Origin of the sequence: Kribbella sp. NPDC050124, assembly GCF_044460355.1 — a bacterium.
Lineage (GTDB): Bacteria > Actinomycetota > Actinomycetes > Propionibacteriales > Kribbellaceae > Kribbella.
Genome location: NZ_JBITJU010000029.1, coordinates 62155 through 85347, shown reverse-complemented (window position 1 = coordinate 85347; position 23193 = coordinate 62155). Strand labels below are relative to the sequence as shown.

11 protein-coding genes are annotated in these 23193 nt (G+C 67.4%); 10 read left to right on the top strand and 1 reads right to left on the bottom strand.

Annotation, left to right across the window (positions count from 1 at the left end):
• The first annotated feature begins 342 nt into the window (after positions 1-342).
• The 9 genes from ACIBL3_RS40935 to ACIBL3_RS40895 all read left to right on the top strand — a co-directional run bounded on the left by ACIBL3_RS40935 (position 343) and on the right by ACIBL3_RS40895 (position 19762).
• Entirely contained in the window at positions 343-8964 is an 8622-nt protein-coding gene (locus ACIBL3_RS40935; protein ID WP_396359380.1) for a DNRLRE domain-containing protein, read from the top strand.
• 12 nt (positions 8965-8976) lie between these two features.
• Positions 8977-9636, top strand: coding sequence for an SMI1/KNR4 family protein (locus ACIBL3_RS40930; protein ID WP_396359379.1), 660 nt, complete (start codon positions 8977-8979; stop codon positions 9634-9636).
• A gap of 190 nt (positions 9637-9826) precedes the next feature.
• The gene (locus tag ACIBL3_RS40925; protein ID WP_396359378.1) at positions 9827-10411 is read left to right on the top strand and encodes a hypothetical protein; all 585 of its coding nucleotides are present in this window, start codon (positions 9827-9829) and stop codon (positions 10409-10411) included.
• Positions 10412-10966: 555 nt separating this feature from the next.
• Entirely contained in the window at positions 10967-11773 is an 807-nt protein-coding gene (locus ACIBL3_RS40920; RefSeq protein WP_396359377.1) for a hypothetical protein, read from the top strand.
• Positions 11774-12119: 346 nt separating this feature from the next.
• Positions 12120-14237: a glycogen debranching protein GlgX gene (glgX, locus tag ACIBL3_RS40915; RefSeq protein WP_396359376.1), complete on the top strand. Its 2118-nt coding sequence runs from the start codon at positions 12120-12122 to the stop codon at positions 14235-14237.
• The gene (treY, locus tag ACIBL3_RS40910; RefSeq protein ID WP_396359375.1) at positions 14234-16630 is read left to right on the top strand and encodes a malto-oligosyltrehalose synthase; all 2397 of its coding nucleotides are present in this window, start codon (positions 14234-14236) and stop codon (positions 16628-16630) included. Before glgX ends, treY begins: the two co-directional genes overlap by 4 nt.
• Positions 16631-18361, top strand: a complete 1731-nt coding sequence (gene treZ / locus ACIBL3_RS40905) for a malto-oligosyltrehalose trehalohydrolase (RefSeq protein ID WP_396359374.1) — start codon at positions 16631-16633, stop codon at positions 18359-18361. It begins immediately after the preceding gene.
• 154 nt (positions 18362-18515) lie between these two features.
• A complete protein-coding gene (locus ACIBL3_RS40900; RefSeq protein ID WP_396359373.1) occupies positions 18516-18713 on the top strand; it encodes a hypothetical protein in 198 nt (65 codons plus the stop codon).
• 239 nt (positions 18714-18952) lie between these two features.
• Positions 18953-19762 (top strand): SAM-dependent methyltransferase, encoded by an 810-nt coding sequence (locus ACIBL3_RS40895; protein WP_396359372.1) that lies wholly within the window; start codon positions 18953-18955, stop codon positions 19760-19762.
• Between the two features lie 29 nt (positions 19763-19791).
• Here the strand turns inward: ACIBL3_RS40895 and ACIBL3_RS40890 are convergent, their stop codons facing one another.
• Entirely contained in the window at positions 19792-22377 is a 2586-nt protein-coding gene (locus ACIBL3_RS40890) for a GNAT family N-acetyltransferase (protein ID WP_396359371.1), read from the bottom strand.
• Positions 22378-22466: 89 nt separating this feature from the next.
• Between ACIBL3_RS40890 and ACIBL3_RS40885 the strand changes: the two genes are divergently transcribed.
• The gene (locus ACIBL3_RS40885; protein ID WP_396359370.1) at positions 22467-23177 is read left to right on the top strand and encodes a siderophore-interacting protein; all 711 of its coding nucleotides are present in this window, start codon (positions 22467-22469) and stop codon (positions 23175-23177) included.
• Positions 23178-23193: the final 16 nt, after the last annotated feature.

The following is a 23193-nucleotide window of genomic DNA, read 5'->3' as shown; positions in this document are numbered from 1 at the left end:
CACCGGCGCGCCGGATGGCGCGATGGCGACGCCCGGTCGAGTCCAGAAAAACCGGCCGCCGAGCGGAAGGCGACTTCACAAGCGCGAGATCCTACTAGTCCCGCCCTGATGCCAAAACCCGACCCTTGAACGTCAAACGCTTGCATTACAAGACTTTTCGTCGCGCGTGATCGTTCGAAAGGGCCACCGCGTTACAGGGATTGCAGCAAGTGACATGACCAGCCGGTAGCGATATCGCCGATCACGGTCTGCGTGCGAGCATTCACACGCCGCGCCGTCCTCCGCCCGGGACGTGCACCTCACTGCGAGTCCTGGGCTCACTCGAAGGAGCCTGTCCCCGGCATGTCCCGCTCCCGTGTGCTCACCGCCCTGTCCGTCGCCACCGCCCTGGTGGTTCCGATCCTCCCGATCCAGGCCTCCGCCCGGCCTGCTCAGGTGACGACGGCTGCACAGGCCGCCGACCTGCAGGGCTGGCGCAGTCAGTCGCAGCAACCCGATCCAGAGCTCAACGCCGTGCTGCCCGCTGGGGTCCCGCGAGCCGAGCAGACCCCGTCGCCGGTCAAGCGCGACGGACGCCGGGTCAAGGAGCTTGCCGGGCTGCGGACGCCGACCAACAAGGTGTTCGAGCTGGCCGACGGTCGGCGCGAAGTGGAGTTGTCAACCGAGCCGGTGCACTTCCGCGCGTCCGACGGCAGCCTGCAGCCGATCGACACCACAGTCCGCGCGAGCAAGGCGACAGGCTTCGGCCTGGCCAACGAGACCAACAGCTTCCGCAGCTACTTCGGCAACCGGCCCGATCAGCTGGTCCGGTTCGAGCTGGACGGCCGCGGCCTGACGCTGGGCACGCCGAGCACCAAGGTCCTGACCCCGGTGAGCGCCGGTGACACGGTGACCTATCCGGATGTCTTCGGTGACGCCGATCTGGTGTACCAGGTCGGCCCGGACCAGCTGAAGGAAAGCATCGTCCTGGAGTCGGCGCCCGCCGATCCGACGTACACGTTCTCGCTGAAGCTGGCCGGGGTGAAGGCCGAGCAGCAGCCCGACGGCTCGATCGCCTTCTACCGGCAGAGCGGGCTCGGACGGCCGCTGTTCACGATGCCCCGGCCGTTCATGACGGACGCTCGCGACGACGCGTCCTCGCCGTACGGCAAGGCCTTCAGCGAGCAGGTGACGCAGACCGTCACCCAGCGCGGAGCGAACATCGACATCACCGTGCGCGCGGACGCCGCCTGGCTGAGCAGCCCGGACCGCCAGTACCCGGTCGTGATCGACCCGACGATCGCGATCGAGCCGGCGCCGGACCAGGCGCAGGACGCGATGGTCGACTCGGGTGACCCGACCAACAACTACGGCGGCATCACCGGCCTGTACGCCGGGACGACCGCCTCGGCCAAGCGGCGCAGCCTGTTGAAGTTCGACATCTCCAGCCTGCCGGCCGGAACGACGGTCGACTCGGCGCAGCTCAAGCTGTACTTCGACCAGACCTTCCACACCAACACGAACGCGGTCCAGCTGGAGGCGCGCCTCGGCGCGTCGGCCTGGACGGAGTCGACGGTCAACTGGAACTCGTCGGTCAACACCACGTTGGGCAGCCTCGGCTACAACATGTCGTACGTCGACGACAGCTACACCAGCAAGACGTCGATGGTCGGCGCCTGGCTCGCCGGTACGTCGGCGGTGGCGGACGGCGGCGGCTACAAGTACCAGAACGACGCCGCGACCGGCTCGTCGTTCACCTGGATGCCGGACGTCACCGAGACGGGCTACTACGACGTCTACGCGGGGTACATCCAGGGATCCGACCGCGCGACGAACACGCCGTACAGCGTCCTGCACGGCGGCGGTACGGCGAACTACACGGTCGACCAGACCCAGGGCAGCGGGAACGTCCTCAAGGCGCTCGGATCGCTGCCGTTCAACCTGGGCGGCGGCTACCGGATCACGATGGGCGATGTCGCCGGCAAGGTCACGACGGCCGACACGCTGCGAATCATCAAGCGCGCCTACGACACGAAGGACGCCGGCGAGAGCAGCGTCTGGCACACGTTCAGCGTGCGCAACATGGTGCAGTTCTGGCTCGACGGCTCGCCGAACAACGGCATCGTGGTCAAGGCGACGGACGAGACCCTCGGGCGCGGCGGACCGGTCTACCAGGCCAGCGAGTACGCGTACAACGGCTCGGACGTCCACCGGCACGCCAACCGGCCCAAGCTGGTCGTCACCTACGGCCGACCGGGCGTCACCGTCAGCACGCCGACCACGATCTCCGCGACCGGTGCCACCCTGAGCTGGAGCGCGTACGCCGACCCGAGCACCAGCACCGCGGACGACATCGTCGAGTACCAGGTGCACCGCAGCATCTACCAGAACTTCACGCCGACCGCGGACACGCTGGTCTCGCCGGTGTCCACCGGGACGACGACGTACGCCGACACGAGTGCCGAGCCGACTCCGGCCGACGACACCTCCGACGAGGGCGACGGCTACTACTACATGGTCGCCGTCAAGACGAGGGACGGCGGCCTGACCCCGTCCGCGACGCAACTCGCCCGCCTGCCCAAGGCGGGACAGGTGGTCAAGTACTTCCAGGCGTCGGCCGACTCGACGCTGTCAAGCGTTCAGTATGCGACCAACCTCGACCGGATCGAGGGCGAGGCCTGGCTCGAGGTCGGCAACAACACCACCTACGGCAAGACCCGGGCGGTCGTGAACTTCGGCACCGTCACCTCCGGCATCCCGGCCGGATCGACGATTCTCGACGCCAAGTTCGGCCTGTGGAAAGCCCACTACGAAGGTGGTCCGGCGCAGCTGAACGCGCACGCGCTCAGCAAGACCTTCGTCGAGTCGTCGACGACCTGGCAGAAGGCGAGCTCGTCGACGAACTGGACGACGGCGGGCGGCGACTTCGGTGCGCAGCTGGACTACGTGCCGGCCGCGAACATGGGGCCGGATCCGACCTGGCACTGGTGGCAGGCCAAGAGCGCCGTACAGGGCTGGGTGAACACGGCCGGCAGTGAGCACGGCTTCCTGATCAAGCAGGCCACCGAGACCACCACCGGGCACGGGCTGTTCCTGAGCGCCGAGGCGGCTGAACCGCTGCTCCGGCCGATTCTGAAGGTCACCTACCTGACGAAGACGCCCGAGTCGGCGTACCACGCGCCGAAGACGCCACAACGGCAGTCGCCGGCGGCGCAGTACCCGGTCGACGTCACGATCACGAACACCCAGGCCTTCGCACTGAAGTCCTCGGACTACGCGTTGTCGTACCACTGGACGTTGCCGGACGGGACCGAGGTGACCTCGGCGGCGAACCGCCTGGACACCGCGTTGCCCACCGACCTGGCACCGGGAGCGGTGGCCAAGGTCACCGCTCAGGTGAAGAGTCCGGTCGCGGCAGACCCGAGCAACAAGCGTGAGGACTTCGTCCTGCGGTGGGACCTTCGGCACAAGACGACCGGCGCCTGGCTCTCCCAGACCGCCGGTGGCGTGGGCGCGCTGGACCAGCACGCCGCCGTCGAGGACCCGACCTCGGACCAGCTGGGCCTGGAGAAGTTCTACCAGTACGCCGGGAAGAACACCGGCGGCGGCTCGTCCGCCATGGTGAACCTCGCCACCGGAAACGTTGCCTTCAGCTACAACGCGCTGTCGAACCCGAGCCGGGGCGCCTCCACGTTCGTGCGGATGACCTACAACAGCCTGGACACCTCCGCGTCCGCGATGGGCTACGGCTGGTCGCTGTCGACCTCGACGCTGAACCGCCTGGGGTCCGCGCTGGACTTCCACCCGCGCGGCCAGAAGTGGCCGACCGAGATCACCCTGACCGACGGCGACGGCACCAGTCACACCTTTGCGCTGAACAAGCACGGCACGACCGACGAGACCAAGTGGGACTACGACCACCCCAAGGGTGTGCACCTGTACCTGCAGAAGGTCGCGGACCCGCCGGACAACAAGACCTCCGTCAACCGCGCGTGGGTGCTGACCCGGCCGGACCGCACCCAGTTCTTCTTCGACGACCAGGGCTTCCAGTCGGTCATCCGGGACAAGAACGGCAACGAGACGGTCTTCACCTACGAGGAGCGCAAGAGCGCCAACAAGCCGGTCAAGTTCCTCGACTACATCACCGATGCGGCGAGCCGCCGTACGCTCACGCTCGACTACTTCGAGAAGGGCCAGGCGTACAGCTACATCAACGACGCCGGGGTGAAGACGGCCGCGACGAACCTGACGAACCCGAAGATCATCGACCAGGTCGAGTCGATCACCGACATCTCGGGCCGGAAGGTGACGTTCACCTACACCGACAAGGGCCTGATGGCCGAGCTGGTCGACGGCGCGGGGACGAGCCTGGCGAAGACGTTCAAGTTCGTTTACGACGCCACCAACACCAACAAGAACACCAAGCTGGTCCGGATCACCGATCCGCGGGGCAAGTCGACGAACCTGTCGTACTTCGCCGCGACCACGGATCCGAAGGACAAGTGGAAGCTCGAGAAGCTGACCGACCGGCTCGGCAAGACGACGACGTTCGGCTACGTGCCGGTGACCGTGCCCGGCGCCACCGTGGAGACGACCGTCACCGACGCGACGCCGCGCGCGACCAAGTACCTCACCGACAGCTTCGGCCGGCCGGTCCAGACGACCAACGCGAAGAACGAGGTCACGAAGCTCAGCTGGGACGACGACCACAACGTCACCCAGCTGGAGGAGCCCAACGGCGCCAAGAGCACCTGGACCTACGACCCGAAGACGGGCTTCCCGCTGACGATCAAGGATGCCGAGGCCAACGCCAACGGCACGCCCGCGACGGTGCTGAGCTACAACGTCGGCGGCAACGGCTTCTACGGTGAGCTGATCCGGAAGACCAGCCCGGAGGGACGGGTCTGGACGTTCGGCTACGACCCGCTGGGCAACCTGACGTCGGTCACCGACCCCAAGGGCAACGCCACCGCGACCGCCGACGACTACACGACCAAGTACGCCTACGACGCGCTCGGCCAGCTGAAGACCTCGACCGACGCGAACAACAACACGACCTCGTACTCGCTGTACCACGACACCGGGTATCCGCAGCGGATCACGGACGCACTGACGCGGTGGACGGACTTCGGGTACGACGTCCGCGGCAACGTCCTGGCCGTCACCGACGCCAAGCTCAAGACGAGCAGCTACACCTACGACCTCTTCGGCCGCCCGATGACGACGAAGGTGCCGAAGGACGAGGCGGCGAATCTCTACATCAACACCCCGGCGCCCGTGTACGACGCCAACGACAACGCCACGCAGGCCACCGCCCCGAACGGCGCCGTCACGACTAACGCCTACGACGACGCTGACCAACTGATCTCCTCGAAGGCGCCCAAGGACGTCGCGACCGGTCCGGAGCGGGAGACGAAGTACGAGTACGACGTGGTCGGCAACCTGCTGAAGCAGACCGAGCCGAAGGGCTCCTCGACGCCGGAGACGACGGACTTCGTCACCACCTACACCTACGACCCGATCTATCAGTTGCTGTCGGTCGACAACGCGCAGAACGACAAGATCAGCTACGAGTACGACAACGTGGGCAATGTCGTGACGGTCGTCGACCCGCGGAAGTCGAAAACCACGGACCCGGCCGACTTCACCACGAAGACGACGTACGACAAGGCGCACCGGCCCAAGGTGTCGACCGATGCCGCGGGCAAGACCACGTCCCAGGAGTACGACCGGGACGGCAACGTGATCGGCACGACGGATGCCGATGGCAACAAGACGCTGATCACGCTGGACGAGCGGGGCAAGACCGTCCAGGTCAAGGTTCCGCACAGCAAGGACGCGGGCGGCGCCGTGACGTACCGCACGACGCAGGTGGAGTACGACCAGGTCGGCAACCAGACCAAGGTGATCAGCCCGCGGGGTGTCGAGACCACGGACGATCCGGACGACTTCGCCCAGGTCACCGTGTACGACGCCCTGAACCGGCCGGCTGAGCAGATCGCGCCGTACGACAAGGACGACGCGCGCTACAACACGCCGGACAAGACCGTCATGACGTACGACCAGGTCGGCAACGTGACGAAGGTCAGCGCGCCGGCGTCCGAGGGTCAGACGACGCGTAACGACACGTCGTACACGTACTTCGACAACGGATGGGTCAAGTCCAGCACCGATCCGTGGGAGATCGCCGCCACCTACGGCTACAACGATCTGGGGCAGCAGACCGCGCGGACGCTGACCAGCGCGGGCGGCTCCTCGTCGCGCACGATGACGTGGGACTTCTTCCCCGACGGCAAGCTCAAGTCGCGCAGTGACGACGGTGTGCCGGTGGGGTTGCACGTCTCGCTCGTGGACAACTCGGACACGGGTGATGTCGAGGCGACCGGGACCTGGGCGACCGCCACGACCGGCACCGGGTTCCAGGGGACGAACTACCGGACCCACGCCGCGGCGACCGGGAGCACGGACAAGCACACCTGGAAGCTCAACGTCCCGGCTGACGGCAAGTACACCGTCTACGTTCGGTATCCGGCCGTTGCGGGTGCGTCGACGGCAGCGCCGTACGCCGTGAGCACCGGGTCGACACCCGTGGCGAAGCCGGTCAATCAGACCACCGGCGCCGGCACGTGGGTGAGCCTCGGCGAGTTCACCTTCGCGGAAGCGACCACTGGCTCGGTCACGCTGGCTCCGGCGACCACCGGGACCGTCGTCGCCGACGCGGTGAAGCTTGTGCGCGACAACACGGGTGAGGCGGACACCGAGAAGAAGGACTTCACCTACACGTACGACGCGAACGGCAACCTCCTGCAGATCGCCGACACGCAGCCGGGCGCCAAGGTCAGCGACTACGTCGTCACGTACAACGGCCTGAACCAGGTCGCCAAGGTCGAGGAGAAGAAGGGCAGCACGCTCCTCAAGACGACGACGTACACCTACAACGAGAACGGTGCGCCGGTGACGCGCACCTTCGACGACGTCACCGACAAGAACGACCAGTACTCGTCGTACAGCTACGACATCCGTGATCTGGTCGAGCAGGTCAAGAACGCCAAGACGGCGTCGGATCCGGCGCCGAAGATCGCGTCGTACACCTACACCGCGCGCGGCCAGACCGACGTCGAGACGAAGGCGAACGGCAACACGGTCGACAGCGAGTACTACCTCGACGGACTGGTCTCGTCGCAGGTCGAGAAGAAGTCCAACGGCACGCTGGTCTCCCAGCACGCGATGGAGTACTCACCCAACGGACACCGGATCAAGGACACCGCCAAGGTCCAGAACGCCGACAACCACTCGGCCTACCTGGAGGACGTCTACGCCTACACGTTCGACCCGCTCGACCGGGTCGCGATGGTGGAGAAGAAGGACGCCGGCGGCTCGAACGTGGTGTCGTCGGAGAGCTACACCCACGACGCAGCGGGCAACGTGATCTCCCAGGTCGTCAAGGACGTGCCGACCACGTTCAGCTACGACCGCAACCGGCTGCTCACGGCGACGAGCAGTGGCTCGACGGCGTCGTACACCTATGACCCGTTCGGCCGCCTGACGCAGGTGTCGTCGGCGGGCAAGGTGATCGAGCGGAACACGTACGACGGCTACGACCGCGTCGTCAAGCACCGCCAGCTCCAGGACGACGGCTCGACGAAGACGACCGAGACCAGCTTCGACGCGCTCGACCGGACCAGCGCGAAGGTCGAGGGCTCGAAGACCACGGAGTACACCTACCTCGGTCTGTCCGGTGAGGTGCTGTCCGAGGAGGTGGCCGGCCAGGTCACGGCGTCGTACCAGTACTCGCCGTGGGGCTCGCGGCTGTCGCAGGTGAAGTTCAAGGCGGACGGGAGCTCGGAGGACTCCTACTACGGCTACAACCCACACACCGACGTCGAGACCCTGACCACCGAGACCGGCGACACCCGCTCGACCTACGGCTACACGGCGTACGGCAAGAACGACGACGACCGCTTCACCGGCGTAGACAAGCCCGAAGCCCAGAACCCCGGCAAAGAGCCCTACAACGTCTACCGCTACAACGCCAAACGCTGGGACCAGTCCTCGTCCTCCTACGACATGGGCTTCCGCAACTACTCCCCCAACCTCAACCGCTTCCTGACCCGCGACGCCTACAACGGCGCACTGGGAGACCTTGGTCTCGGCACCGATCCCTGGAACGCCAACCGGTACGCCTTCGCCGGCGGCAACCCGATCAGCCGGATCGAGCTCGACGGCCACATCAACGCAGCCGAGACCGACGGTGGCGGCGGCGCGACGACGACCACGACGTCGAGCAGCAGCTGCCCGCCCCCGCGACTCACCTGTGGCGACGACACGACGATCAACTTCCTGCCGGTTCCGCCGAAAACGATCACGATCCCACCCGGGCGCACCCCGATCCTTTATCCGCCGAAGGCACCCCCGGTGGGACCGGCCGTCATTCGCGGTGCCAGCAGGGCACTCGGCTGGATAAGCCTCATCATGATGACGTCCGGTGATTCCGTTCAAAACCAGCTACTGCACGTTGACAAGGACAAGCAGCGCGACAGGTGTATGAATGCGGCGGGGAACCACAACGAGATCTTCTACCACGAGCTCGACCGGAACAAGCGCGCCACCGGAGCCGAAGCCTGTCTGCGTGGCGGGCCGGTTGCGGACGAGTATCTGGACGACGAGCCGCGCTTCGAGCCGCCTGGATACATAGGTGGAAACGTCATGCACAAGAGTCACCTGATCGCGCGACGTTTCGGCGGCAGCAACGAGGCACCGGAGAACATCGTGGCACTGTACAGGCGTGCGAATCTGTCCGGCATGAAGATCTTCGAGAACAAAGTGGCCGCCGAGGTGAACGCGGGTGCGTCCGTCTATTACTTGGTCCGGCCGGAGTACAGTGCGTACAGCAAAGACCCACGAGTCCCCATTGGCGTGTCGATGTACTACTGGAGCAGTTCCGGCGCGCATCACGAAGATTTCGTACCGAATCCGACTCCTTAGTAGGTAATCACAGTGAATCTGGACGCGTTCTTCGCGACGTACCGGGGATGGCTTCAGGGGGTGGCGCCCGGGGTGGACGCCACCTTGCGAGGGCCTGCGACGGAGGCCGAGGTCGATCGGTACGAGGAGACCGTCGGGGCGGAGTTGCCTGCTGAGCTGCGGCAGTTGTGGGCGATTCACGACGGTGAGGCCGAGGCCGAGCCCAGCGGGGGAACGATCGGCGGGCTGGTGTTCCTCGGGGTCGCGGAGTCCTTGCGGGAATGGGCCGATTGGTCATCGCTGCGGGACGAGACGTCCGACGAGGACATGCAGGCTCTGCGCATGTTCTCCGCGTCGGTCCCGGCCGACGCAATTCAGCAGGAGTACACAGCCGCCGGGTGGCTGCCGATCCTGAAGGAGAGTATGGAGGGCAACTACCTGGGGCTGGACCTCGCTCCGGGACCTGGTGGTCAGCCCGGACAGGTCATCAACTTCGGCCGTGACGAGGACCGGAAGGCTGTGATCTCCCGGTCGATGTCCGACCTGCTGGGCTTCATCGCATCGGAAGCCCAGCAGGGTGAGATCGTCGTCTCGTCGGTCGAGCCGAGAGGTCTGCCGGTGCTGGCCCACCGGCGCGGGAGGCTCATCTCCGTCGTTCGTCGACTCGCCGAGTCTCGCGGCCCTCTGGCGTAGCCGGCGTCGTCCCAAACCGTCGGAACATGTGATGCGGGCGCAGATGGTGGCGATGTACTGGGGGTGGGTGGTGGGTATCGTGCGCACGCTCTGATGTGGGCTCCGGATGGGTGCTGGGTGGGTCCGAGGCTAGAACTTCGACGTTTTGCTCTCGTCGTTGGGTGAGGATCGTGGTGAGGATGCCGAGTGGATGATCGACGACCTGGAGAATGAGGATCCAGGGATCTGCTCGTCCGCAGAGTGCGCGTTGCATACCGAAGTGCTTTGGGAATCTCGAGTGGTGTTCCGGGCGAGCGCTTGGTTCGGTCGGGCTACCGTCCCGGTGGCTGTGCAGGAAGCCTTTGTCGAGTTCCTCGCGGAGTTCTCCGAAGGTGCTCGTGCTTCGTTCGGCAACGTTGCCGATGACAACGCAGGGGGCAGAACCGCGCTGGAAGTCGACCTGCCCCGGTCGGAGGACCACGGTGTGCTCCAGAGCGACGACGTACTGCGCGGCTACTCCTGGGTGACGGTCTGTCCGCCGGCGCTCGTCGGTCGTCTCGGCGGATACGAGGCGCTAGAGGCGACCGGAGCCTTTGCGGAGGTACGTCGGCTCGACTACGGCGCCGCGCTACTGCGGGCCACCGACAGGCTGGAGCAGTACGACGACGACGCGATCCGCCGGGTGTTCCACGCCCTGGCCCCAGTCCTACCACGAGGAAAGCCACGTCAGTCACCCATCTACGACAATCGGGTCCCGCCCAGGCTCGTCTACGAAGACCCCGCCGACTACAGTTGATTGCGGGTGCCCTGCGCTGCTGCTCGGCGGGTGCTTCCAATCCAGATGCGCGGGCTTATCCGGGAGCGGACTCGGATGTGACCTTGGACGTGGCGCTGCGGGACCATCGGATGGTGCTTGCCCGGGGACGTGTCGAAAGCGCGCTTCAGTGCCTGCAGCGGGTGTGAGTGCAGGTTTCAGGTCCGTGGGGTCGGCGAGGTTCGTGAGCCGTTCGGGGATCGGACTCTTGATCGGGTTCTCGAGCAGGTGGGCGAGTGTTTCTCGGCGGCGCTCGAGGCTGGGGTGAGGACCTCGGCACAGGTGACAGGCCGGTGCTGTTCGGTGGAGGCTGGGCGGAGTGCCTGAGCCGGCAGCTGTGGGTCGGCGTGGCCGGGAACTGGGGTGCACCTGTGACGGTAACCGCGGGTGTGGGGTGGAAAGCGCCTACAGGAGGGGTGTCCGGTCAAGACGTGGGAGCAAAGCACCCCAACGTGCATCCCCTGGGGGCTGCGGTGACTACGGTCGTCTGGTGCAGAAATGGTCTGGCCGGCCTTACCCATTCGGGCGCGGAGTGGCATGAGCGTTGGTGAGTACAGGGTGTTGCAGTGGAGTGGGGGGTTCGATGGGGATTGGGCGGCGGGTGGTGTTGATAGGTATCGGGAAGGGGAGTTCGACGGGCTGAGCCTGTATTCGGGGGGTGGGTGGACGCCGGGCGACCTGGAGTTTCTGGGGGAGTTGCCGGGGCTGCGGTACCTGGACGTGAACGCGAGGGTGTCGAAGGATCTGGCTGCGTTTCAGCTGGACGGGTTGGAGGCGCTGACGCTTGTTACCGGGTCGCGGCGGGCCGTTCCGGACGTGGTTCAGTCGAGCTTGCGGACGTTGTGCCTCACGGATCGGCCGGGGATCGCGGTGGCCGGTATATGGCCGGCGCTGGAGCGTCTGAGACTCGGTGGGTGGCGTGGTTCGGACCTGGAGTTTCTGCGGGGGGCTGAGCGGTTGTCGTCGGTTCAGCTCGAAGGGCGGAGGCAGAAGGGCGGGCTGGCCGGGATCGAGACCTGCCGATCCCTGGTGGAGTTCACCTCGATCAACTACTCGATCGAGGACTCCGCCCCCATGCGGGAGCTCCAGAAGTTGCGAGAGGTGAAGCTCATGGCGGCCCCGCCGACGCATCCGCACCGACGGATCTCGGGTGCCGACCTGGCCGCCGCGACCCTGGAGAAGATCTGGATCTCGAACGCGGACCGTCTCGAGGACATCGACGTACTGTCCGCGCTGCCGCGCCTCCGCAACCTCCGACTCGTCCACTGCCACTTGACCGCCGAAGACACCCGCGCTCTGGCCGCGCTCACGAGGACGAAGGTGGAACTAATCGACTCCCGCTGAGGGGCATCACGAAGTTTGTCCGGCGTGAGGCTTGCCCAAGGACGTCACCGTGAATCTCGAGGGGTGTTCCGGGCGAGCGCTTGGTTCGGCAACGTTGCTGATGACAACGATGGGGTCGGGCCGCGCTGGAGAGGGTCCTGCCCCGGTTGCAAGACCACGGTGTGGGTAGTACGACGACGCGATTCGCCGAGTGGGGTGTACGCAGGGTGATGAGCGGGGCAGGGCGTAGCTGTATGTGGTCTGGTCCGTGGGGTGGGAAGCGCCTACCGGGCGTGTTGGGTTAATTGTCGGGAGCAAAACAGCCCGGTGTGCATGGTCTGGGGGTTGGGGTGGCTACTGTCGTCAGGTGCAGAAATGGCCTGGCCGTCCTTACCCACTCGGAGCCACGTACGACGGCTCCGGGACGAACTTCGCGGTGTTCTCGGAGGTAGCTGAGCGAGTAGACCTGGCCCTGATCGGTGACGACGGGTCCGAGCAGTTGGTACAGCTGACCGAGGTGGACGGTTTCGTCTGGCACGGGTACCTGCCGGCGGTGCAGCCGGGGCAGCGGTACGGGTTCCGGGTGCACGGGCCGTACAACCCGCCCGAGGGGTACCGGTGCAACCCGTCCAAGCTGCTGCTGGACCCGTACGCGAAGGCCATCGACGGCCAGGTCGACGGGGACGAGTCGCTGTTCAGCTACCGGTTCGCCAAGCCGGACGAGCTGAACACGATGGACAACCGCGAGCACACCATGCTGTCGGTGGTGACCAACCCGTTCTTCGACTGGGGCAACGACCGCCCGCCGGGGCACGCGTACCACGAGACCGTGATCTACGAGGCCCACGTGAAGGGCCTGACCAAGACCAACCCGGCGCTGCCGGAGGAGATCCGCGGCACGTACGCCGGGATCGGGCACCCGGCCACGATCGAGCACCTGAAGGAGCTCGGGGTGTCGGCGATCGAGCTGATGCCGATCCACCAGTTCGCCCAGGACGGCCACCTGCAGGAGCGTGGCCTGTCGAACTACTGGGGTTACAACACCATCGGCTTCTTCGCGCCGCACAACGACTACGCCGCCGGCGGCACCCTCGGCCAGCAGGTGACCGAGTTCAAGACCATGGTGAAGGCGCTGCACGAAGCCGACATCGAGGTCATCCTGGACGTGGTCTACAACCACACTGCCGAAGGGAACGAGTTCGGCCCGACGCTGTCGTTCAAGGGCATCGACAACGCGGCGTACTACCGGCTGGTGGACGCCGACAAGCGGCACTACTACGACACCACCGGGACCGGGAACAGCCTGCTGATGCGGCACCCGCACGTGCTGCAGCTGATCATGGACTCGCTGCGCTACTGGGTGACCGAGATGCGCGTCGACGGGTTCCGGTTCGACCTCGCGGCCACGCTGGCCCGTCAGTTCCATGAGGTCGACCGGCTGTCGGCGTTCTTCGACCTCGTCCAGCAGGACCCGGTGGTGAGCCAGGTGAAGCTGATCGCCGAGCCGTGGGACGTCGGCGACGGCGGCTACCAGGTGGGCAACTTCCCGCCGCTGTGGACGGAGTGGAACGGCAAGTACCGCGACACCGTCCGCGACTTCTGGCGCGGCGAGAAGTACACGCTGGCCGAGTTCGCCTCCCGGCTGACCGGCTCGTCGGACCTGTACCAGGACGACAGCCGCCGCCCGCTGGCCAGCATCAACTTCATCACCGCGCACGACGGTTTCACCCTGCGCGACCTGGTCTCGTACAACGACAAGCACAACCAGGCGAACGGCGAGGGCGGCAAGGACGGCGAGAGCCACAACCGGTCTTGGAACTGCGGTGTCGAGGGCGCGACCGACGAAGCCGGGGTGCTCGAGCTCCGCGCCAAGCAGCAGCGGAACTTCCTCACCACCCTGCTGATCTCGCAAGGCGTGCCGATGATCGCGCACGGCGACGAGCTCGGCCGGACGCAGAGCGGCAACAACAACGTCTACTGCCAGGACAACGAGATCTCCTGGGTCGACTGGAAGCTCACCGACGCGCAGAAGGATCTGCTGGCCTTCACCCAGGCGCTGGTGAAGCTGCGCAACGACCACCCGGTGCTGCGCCGCCGCCGCTTCTTCCACGGCGACACCGGCGTCGACGGTCTCGGCGACCTGGTCTGGTTCACGCCCAAGGGCACCGAGATGCAGAACGGCGACTGGCAGCGCGACGACGCCCGCGCGATCGCGGTGTTCCTGAACGGCGACGCGATCTCCGAGCCGGACCCACGCGGTGAGCCGGTGGTGGACGACTCGTTCCTGGTCCTGCTGAACAGCAACCACGAGCCGCTCGACTTCCTCCTCCCACCCAAGCAGTACGGCGAGAACTGGACAGTGGTCGTGGACACGACGACCGCACAGGGCGTCAACGGTGACGAGCCGCACCCGGCCGGCAGCACGATCCGGTTGGAGTCTCGCAGCACGCTGGTTCTGACCCGCTCGAGGCAGGCCGCGGGATGAGCTCGGCCCCCCAGGCCACCTACCGGCTGCAACTGCACGCCGGTTTCGGGTTCGACGACGCCGCCACGGTCGTCCCGTACCTGCAGAGCCTCGGGATCTCGCACGCCTACCTGTCCCCGATCCTCCAGGCCGCGCCCGGCTCCACGCACGGGTACGACGTGGTGGACCACAGCCGGCTGTCCGAGCCGGCCGGGGGGCGGCCCGCGTTCGACCGGCTGGCCGCGCGGCTGGCCGATCACCGGATGGGTGCGGTGGCGGACGTCGTACCGAACCACGTCGCGGTGCCGACGCCGGCGCGGCTCAACAAGGCCCTGTGGTCGGTGCTGCGGGACGGGCCGGGGTCGCCGTACGCGGAGTGGTTCGACGTGGACTGGGGTTCGGGGAACCAGCCGTTGCTGATGGCCGTGCTCGGTCAGCGGATCGGCAAGGTGCTCGCGGACGGCGAGCTGTCCGTCGACGGCGACGTACTGCGGTACTACGACCACGAGTACCCGCTGCGGCCGGGGACGAAGGACTTGCCGCTGGCGGAGTTGGTGACCGAGCAGTGGTACCGCCTGGCGCACTGGCGGGTCGCTGACGAGGAACTGAACTACCGGCGCTTTTTCGACGTCGACACGCTCGCTGCGGTCCGCGTGGAGACGCAGGAGGTCTTCGAGGCCACGCATGAGCTGCTGCTGGAGCTCCTGCACGAGGGGAAGCTCAACGGCTTCCGCATCGACCACCCTGACGGCCTGGCCGACCCACGTGGGTACCTGCGCCGGCTGGCCGAGCGCACCGGTGGCGCGTGGGTCGTGGTGGAGAAGATCCTCGAGGGCGACGAGGAGCTCCCGCGCGATTGGCCCTGCGCCGGCACGACCGGGTACGACGCCCTGCTGCGCGTCGGCGGGCTCTTCGTAGACCCGGCCGGTGCTGCGCCGCTGGCAGCGTTCCACTCCGAGCTGACCGGTGAGCCCGCCGACTTCAGCCCGGTCGTGGAGCAGGCCAAGCGGGAGGTCGTGAAGCACGGGCAGTACGCCGAGGTGCACCGGCTGGTCGAGTTGCTGGCCCGCATCTGCCAGGACGACGTCCGGCTGCGCGACCACACCCGGCGTGCGTTCCACGAGGTGGTCGTGGAGCTGCTCGTCCACTTCGAGATCTACCGGGCGTACGTCGTACCGGGGGAGCAGCCGTCTCCGACTGCTGTCGCCGCGCTCGAGCGGGCGGCCGAGAAGGCGCGGGCGAACCTGGACGAGGACCGGCAGGAGACGCTGGACGTCGTACTCCACCTGCTGCTCGGCAAAGAGACGAGCCCGATCGACGAGCACGCGCGGCACGAGCTGATCGTCCGCTTCCAGCAGACCTGCGGGCCGGTGATGGCCAAGGGCGTGGAGGACACCGCGTTCTACCGCTGGTTCCGCCTCTCCTCGCTGAACGAGGTTGGTGGCGACCCGGAGCACTTCGGTGTCACGCCTGAGGAGTTCCACGCCTACGCGGCCCGGCTGAACCAGCACTGGCCGAAGACGATGACCACGCTCTCAACCCACGACACCAAGCGGTCCGAGGACGTCCGCGCCCGGCTCGGTGTCCTGTCCGAGCAGCCCGCTGCGTGGTCGGAGGCAGTCCGGGAGTGGCGACGGCTGTCGGAGGACCACAGGAGCCCGCTGCTGGACGGCAGCACCGAGTACCTGTTCTGGCAGACGCTGTTCGGCACCTGGGACGACGGCCCGCTGCCGGAGGACCGCTTCCAGGCCTACCTGCTCAAGGCGATCCGCGAAGCCAAGCGACACACCACGTGGACCTCACCGGACGAGGAGTACGAGCAGTCCGTCGCCGCCTTCGCCACCGCGGTCCTGGCCGACGGCGCCGTACTGGACTCGGTACGGCGCTTCGCCGCCGGGCAGACCGAGTTCGTCCGGGCGGCCGCGCTCGGCCAGAAGCTGGTGCAGCTCACGATGCCCGGCGTACCGGATGTCTACCAGGGCACCGAGCTGGTCGACCTGTCGCTCGTCGACCCGGACAATCGGCGACCGGTGGACTACGAGCACCGGGTCGCCCGGCTGCAGCGGCTGGATGAGGGTGCGAAGCCGGACGACCTGTCTGACGAGAAGCTGCTGGTCACCAGCCGGGCACTCCGCCTCCGCAGGCAGTACCCGGAGGCGTTCGCCGGCAGCTACACCCCACTCCCGACCTCCAACGGCCACGCGGTCGCGTTCGCCCGCGGTGACGCGGTCATCACGGTCGCGACGCGGCTGCCGGCGGCCCTGCATCGGCTGGGCGGCTGGGGTGACAGCACGGTGGTGCTGCCGGGCGGTCAGTGGAAGAACGTGTTGACCGGCCGCGAGATGGGTAGTGGAGCAGCCCGGATCCATGAGCTGCTGGAGGATCTCCCGGTGGCGCTGCTCGTAAGGAGCTGAATGCACACGTTCCGCGTCTGGGCGCCGAACGCCGAGTCGGTCGACTTGGTCCTGCGCGACGGCCGTCTGCCCCTGAATCAGGCCGGCGCCTGGTGGGTGCGGGACGTCGTCGAGGCCCACCACGGCACCGACTACGCGTTCACCGTGGACGGAAGCGAGCCGCTGCCCGACCCGCGCAGCGCATGGCAGCCGGACGGGGTGCAAGGCTTCAGCAGGGTGTTCGACGAGAACCGGTTCCGATGGACGGACGGCGACTGGGCGGGCCGTGACGTGCGTGGCTCGGTGTTCTACGAGCTGCACATCGGCACGTTCACCGAGCACGGCACGCTCGACGCCGCAACCGAGCACCTGGACTACCTGGTCGCGCTCGGCGTCGAGGTGGTCTCGCTGATGCCGGTCGCAGCCTTCCCGGGGCGGCACGGCTGGGGGTACGACGGTGTGCACCTGTTCGCCGTCCACGAGCCGTACGGCGGGCCGGAGGCGCTGCAACGCTTCGTCAACCGCTGCCACGAGGTAGGCCTGGCTGTCTGTCTCGACGTGGTCTACAACCACCTCGGCCCGAGCGGGAACCGCCTGGGCGAGTTCGGGCCGTACTTCACCGACCGGCACACCACACCGTGGGGACAGGCGGTCAACCTCGACGACACCGGCAGCACCGAGGTACGGCGGTGGATCTGCGACAACGCACTGCGGTGGTTCCGGGCGTTCCACATCGACGCTTTGCGGCTGGACGCCGTACACGCGCTGGCCGACGACAGCCCGACGCATTTGCTGGCCCAGCTGTCGTCGGAGACGGCTGACTTGTCGGAGAAGCTCGGTCGGCCGCTGGGGCTGGTGGCCGAGTCGGACCTCAACGACCCGCGGATGGTCGAGCCGGTGTCCGAGGGTGGGCTGGGCATGACCGCGCAGTGGAGCGACGACTTCCACCACGCGCTGCACACGTTGCTGACGGGTGAGCGAGCCGGGTACTACGTGGACTTCGGTGAGCCCGGGGTGTTCGCCAAGGCGCTGACCCAGGTGTTCTTCCACGACGGGTCGTACTCGACCTTCCGCGGCCAGGACTGGGGACGGCCGGTCGACCCGGCCCGGCATCGCGGCGGGGAGTTCCTCGCGTACACGTCGAACCACGACCAGGTCGGCAACCGCGCACTCGGCGACCGGCCCGCGCTGACGCCGGGCCAGTTGGCGATCGGCGCCGCGCTGGTGCTCACCTCGCCGTACACGCCGATGCTGTTCATGGGCGAGGAGTGGGGTGCCTCGACGCCGTGGCGGTACTTCACCGACCACGAGGAACCCGAGCTGGCCGAGGCGGTCCGGACCGGTCGGCGGCGGGAGTTCGCGGACCACGGCTGGGACGCGGAGGAGATCCCGGACCCGCAGGATCCCGAGACCTGGCACAGCTCGGTCCTCGACTGGACCGAGCTGGACGAGTCGCCGCACCACGAACTGCTGGCCTGGTACCGCGACCTGCTGGCCCTGCGCGCCCGGACGCCGGACCTCCGCGACGACCGGCTTTCCTCGGTGGGCATCGCGTACGACGCCGACGGCGACTGGCTCGTGGTCACCCGAGGAAGCGTGAACGTTGTCGTCAACCTGGCCGTCGGGGAGGCCGTCGTACCGGTCGACGGCGGGCCTTCGCACGAGCTGCTGAGCTTCGGTACGGCGGTGGCGGTCACGGATGGTGTTCGGCTCTCGGGGCACGGCGTCAGTCTGAGGACGTCAAGCATTTAACGGCTTTGGCCCAGATTTGTGGGGAAACCGAACATATCCGGCTGTTCGAATCCGTTTGTCGATGGGGATTTCCGGAATCGCTTGTGTCGCAGGCCACTCGTGTCGGACTGTGGAATCCGCCAGCAGGGGTCGCGGGGTTGACGGGAGGACATACATGACAGTCGGAGGCGTCGACACTTACTACGACTACGAAGAGAAGCAGTGGAAGAGCCGGCGACTGGGCGGTGGGCCGATCCACCGCGGGCCAGTCTGCCCGGCGCCACGGACGGCCGAGCACACACAGACCCACGAACGCCGTCCGGCCGGTCGCGAGCACCTGAGCAGGGACGAGAAGAAGACCGTTCTCGGCTGACGAACCGGTGGCAGGGCCCGCCAGACCAGGTCACCGAAGGTTCGCCGAGCAGTTCACCACAGCGGCCGTCGAGCCGGAACCCGACGGCCGCTGCGGCATGCCCGCACCGGTTGCTGCTCGCCACCGAGTCCAAGGCCGGGCTGGTCGCATGAAACCTGACAAGCCGGGGTCCCGGACGGTGTAGTGCCTGTATCGCCTAGAGTGATGGAGGTCAGCACAGGATCGGAAGGACCGACGCGATGGCCGACGCAGACAAGCCGCCGTACCCCGGGTTCGACATGAACAAGCCGAGTATCGCGCGGACTTACGACTACCTGCTCGGCGGCAAGGACAACTTCGCCGTCGACCGCGCCTTCGGGGACAGGTTCATCAACGACCTGCCCGGCTCGCAGCAGATCGCGCTGGACAACCGCGCGGCGCTGATCCGGGCCATCCGCGAACTCGTGTCGGGTAGCCGGATCAGCCAGTTCGTCGACCTCGGCAGCGGGCTGCCGACCGCGGACAACGTGCATCAGGTCGCCCAGCGGTACGAACCGGACTCGAAGGTCGTGTACGTCGACAACGACCCGATCGTGCTCGCGCACGGCCGCGCGCTGCTGGCCGAGAACGAGAACACCACCGTGATCCAGTCCGACCTGCGCACGCCGAAGGCGATCTACGACCACCCGGACACCCGGCGGCTGATCGACTTCACCAAGCCGGTCGCGGTCGTGTTCAGCGCGACCCTGCACCACGTGAACGACGACGAGGACCCGGCCGGGCTGGTCAAGTTCTGGAGCGACCGGATCGTGTCCGGCAGCTACGTCTTCATCAGCCACTTCCGCAGTGAGAACGACCCGCGCAGCCAGGAGCTCGAGCAGGTGCTGCAGGGGTCGCTCGGCCGCGGGCGCTGGCGGACCGACGAGCAGATCCTCGCGCTCTTCGGCGACGGCTTCACCGTGCTGGAGCCCGGCCTCGTCCCGGCCGTCGAGTGGCGCAACCCGCAGCCCGCCGACGAACTGACCGACTGGCAACGCCTGATCGCCGCCGTCCTGGCCGTGAAGAACTGATCAGCCTGCTCGCACGGGCCCCAGCGTCCTTAGGCGCCAAGGAAGCGTTCGCGGGTGAGGAAGGCTAGCTGGGCGGTTTTGGTGGTGCCGTCGGGGTAGGTGATCTTGACTTCGGGGCCGGTGACGAAGCCGGTGCGGAGGAAACGGTCGATGGCGCGATCGTTGCGGACGTCCGGGTCGACGACCACGCGGGGGTGGCCGAGGTGCCCGAACACGAACTGGCCGAGGACCTTCAGCAGGTTGCCGGTGAAGTTCGGGCGTGGATCGCCAGGCGCCATCAGGAAGTGCAGGCCGAGGTCGCCGGCCTGGCCGGCGTACGACGCTCCGACCGGATCGGCCTGTGGGTCGTACGTCTGCAGCAGCGCGATCGGCGCCCCGTCGAGATAGGCGAGGTACACGTGATGTGTCGGCACCGAGTCGAGGAAGCGGTAGATCTCCTCGATCTCCTCGCGGGACAGGTGCCCCATCCCCCAGTAGTTCGCCCGCTCGGCCGTCACCCAACCGTGGATGAGATCGAGGTCGCGGTCGGGATCGGCCTCGACGACCCGCAGCGAACCGAACCCTTCGACCTCCTGCGTAAAGCCCTTCTCGACCCGAGTGAGCTCACCCTCGACCGGTGCCAGCTCGCCGCGAAGCCAGTGCGGAAGCTGGTCGTGGTGGTGCGGATCCCCGAGTACGCCGGACGCGCCCAACGGCACGATCCACCGACTGGCGGAGCGGTCCGCAAGGTCCCAGGCGTAGCGCGCAGCGGAAGCGCGGATGCAGACGTCGGTCAGTCCGGGCAGGCTCGACGTCGACATCACGCAATGGTGATCGCCGGACACACCGAGATCGATAGGCTCCTCGTCCGCCCCGAACACCGGTCCGCGCAACATGTGCAGCGGCGCCACCTGGTGAGTCTCACCCCACGGCGGACGGGGCTTGCGTGCGGCGACCTCTTCGAGCGCCTCCCGCGCCAACCAGCTCACGTTCACCTCAACGAGACCCGCGGCCAACAGGTTCTCCAGCGCATAGGAGACATGCGTGAGCGGGTCCATCCACGGCGCGAAGACCTCCGGGCCGTCCGCTCCCTCGAGAACAGGGAAGTGATCCGCCAGCCGGGAGACGAGCGCCTTGCGGATCGCCGCGTACGACGACGCCGTGGTGCTCGCCGCATCCATCCGCCGGTCCCACCGGAGCAACTCGGTGCGCAAGGCAACAGCCTCCGGCGACAGATCTTCCAGGCCGGCCAGGAGATCCAGCACACTGGCCGCCGAGCCGAGATAGGTGTCGGTGTGGATCGACGGCATCTCCTCCACCGCCCAACCCGATCGCGCGGACAGCAGCTCCGCGATCCGCCGGGAGCGATGCGGCGCGGCGAACTCCACGCCCAGCGGCGCGGCCAGCTCACGCGCGTTCGCCATCACGGCCGGCCCGTCGACGGTTGCCCGCGGCATCGGGTCGTGCCAGCCCTGCCACTGGTGGTCCGCCTCCCACCCGGGTACGACGCGCAGCCGGTTCGCGTGATCACGCGTCGGCACCATGCCCGCAGTGCGATGTAGCAGACCACCCGACGTGTCAGCGGCCAGCACCACGTTGACCGGCTCGACCCAACCCTCCAGCGCTGCATCCAGATCGTCCACGCTAGTTGCCCGCAGCAACTTCGGTAGCACCTCGAAGCCGAGACGCCCGGTGACACGTGGTGGGTACCGCAGGCTGACGGTCTGCGACGGCGTGTCGATGATCACCGGGCCGCGCTCGGTCTCGATCACCTCGAGCTCGATCGGATCCGCGCCGGCCACCTCGACCACCTCGGTGTGCGACGATGCCGGCTTCCACCCGTCCGGGCCGAGCGCCTCGACCGTCGACCCGGTCCGCCGGAGCTGCTCGGCGTACAGGTCCTGGTAGTCCGACATCGCGTTGGTGATCGCCCAGGCGACCTTGCCGGTGTGACCGAAGTGGGCGATCCCCGGGACCCCGGGTACGGCGAGGCCGAGGACGTCGTACTCCGGGCAGGTCAACCGGAGCTGCTGGTAGATCCCTGGACTCTCGATGAAACGGTGCGGGTCGCCCGCGATGATCGCCTGGCCCGAGGCCGTCAGCGAACCGGGGATCAGCCAGCCGTTGCTGCCCGCGGTCCGGGGACCCTCCGAGGAGAACAGCTCGAGGTTCTCGTCGCCCAGGTGCTGGGCGACGTGCGTCCGCCACAGCTTGGTCGGGAAACCGGCGAACAGGATGTGAACGCCGAGCCAGATCCCGAGCGGCGCCCAGGGCTCCCACTCCTGCAGGGTCAGGCTGGTCTGCGCGAACTCAGGCGCACGCTTCGCCCCGACCGGCAGCGCGTGGTTGACGCCCTCGGTGTACGCCATGATCCACTCGCGGGTCTCGTCGTCGAGCCCCTCGAAGCAGCGCTGCGCGGTGTCGGCGAGCCGGGACTGCCGCGCGAACACGTCCCACGGCGCGGCCTCCGGGCCGAGGAACGCGGCACTCGTCCCGAGGAAGCGGCGACGCTCGAGCTCCAGCTGCCAGGCGCGGTCCTCGGCGGCGTTGAGGCCCTGCAGGTAGACGAGCGCCAGCGGGTCTCCTGCTTGCAGGTGCGGTACGCCGTACGCGTCGCGGTAGACCCTCGCGTTCACTACAGTCCTCGCTTCAGTTAGGTTAGGCTGCGCTAACTTACAAGTCGGCAACCTGTGGCCGCAACGGCCATTCTCGCGTGGAGGCACCAGTGAGGCATGGCTGGGAAGGCGTCGTACTCAAGCTGTTCCGCGGAAAGGACTTCACCTTCACCGTGACCGGCGGCGAACAGGTGACGGAGCGCTACCGCCGGGTGCACTTCACCGACGGCGGGTTGCTCGAGGCGATCGGCGTCCACCCGACCATGTGGGTGCGACTGTGGTTCGACAACGCCGGCAAGCCCCATCAGCGCGCGTACACGCTGGTCGACCCGGATCCCGTCCAGGGCACGTTCAGCCTGGAGTTCGCGCTGCACGACGGGTGCGCGAGCGACTGGTCGCGCAAGGCGGAGCCGGGGGACACGATCGAGGCGACCGTGCAGGGGAGCGGGTTCGAGGTGCCGGACCCGCTGCCGGAGCGGATGCTGGTGATCGGTGACCCGGCGTCGCTGCCAGCCATCAACTCGCTGCTCGCGGTCGCGCCGAAGCTGCCGGCGACGATCTGGTTCGAGACCACCCACGACGCCGACCACGAGCTGCCGTTCCGGGTCGAGGACCACCACGACCTCCGGACCGTGTCGCGCGCGGAGTTGGTCGAGGGGGTCAAGGCCGAGCTGCCGAAGTTCATCACCGATCGTGCCGGCGCCTTCGTCTGGATCGCCTGCGACACCGCGACAACGCGGGCGCTCACGTCGTACGTCCTGAAGGACCTCGCCGTGCCGAAGCACCGGGTCAAAGCGCTCGGCTACTGGAAGGCGGCCTGACGATAGCCTGGCGCGC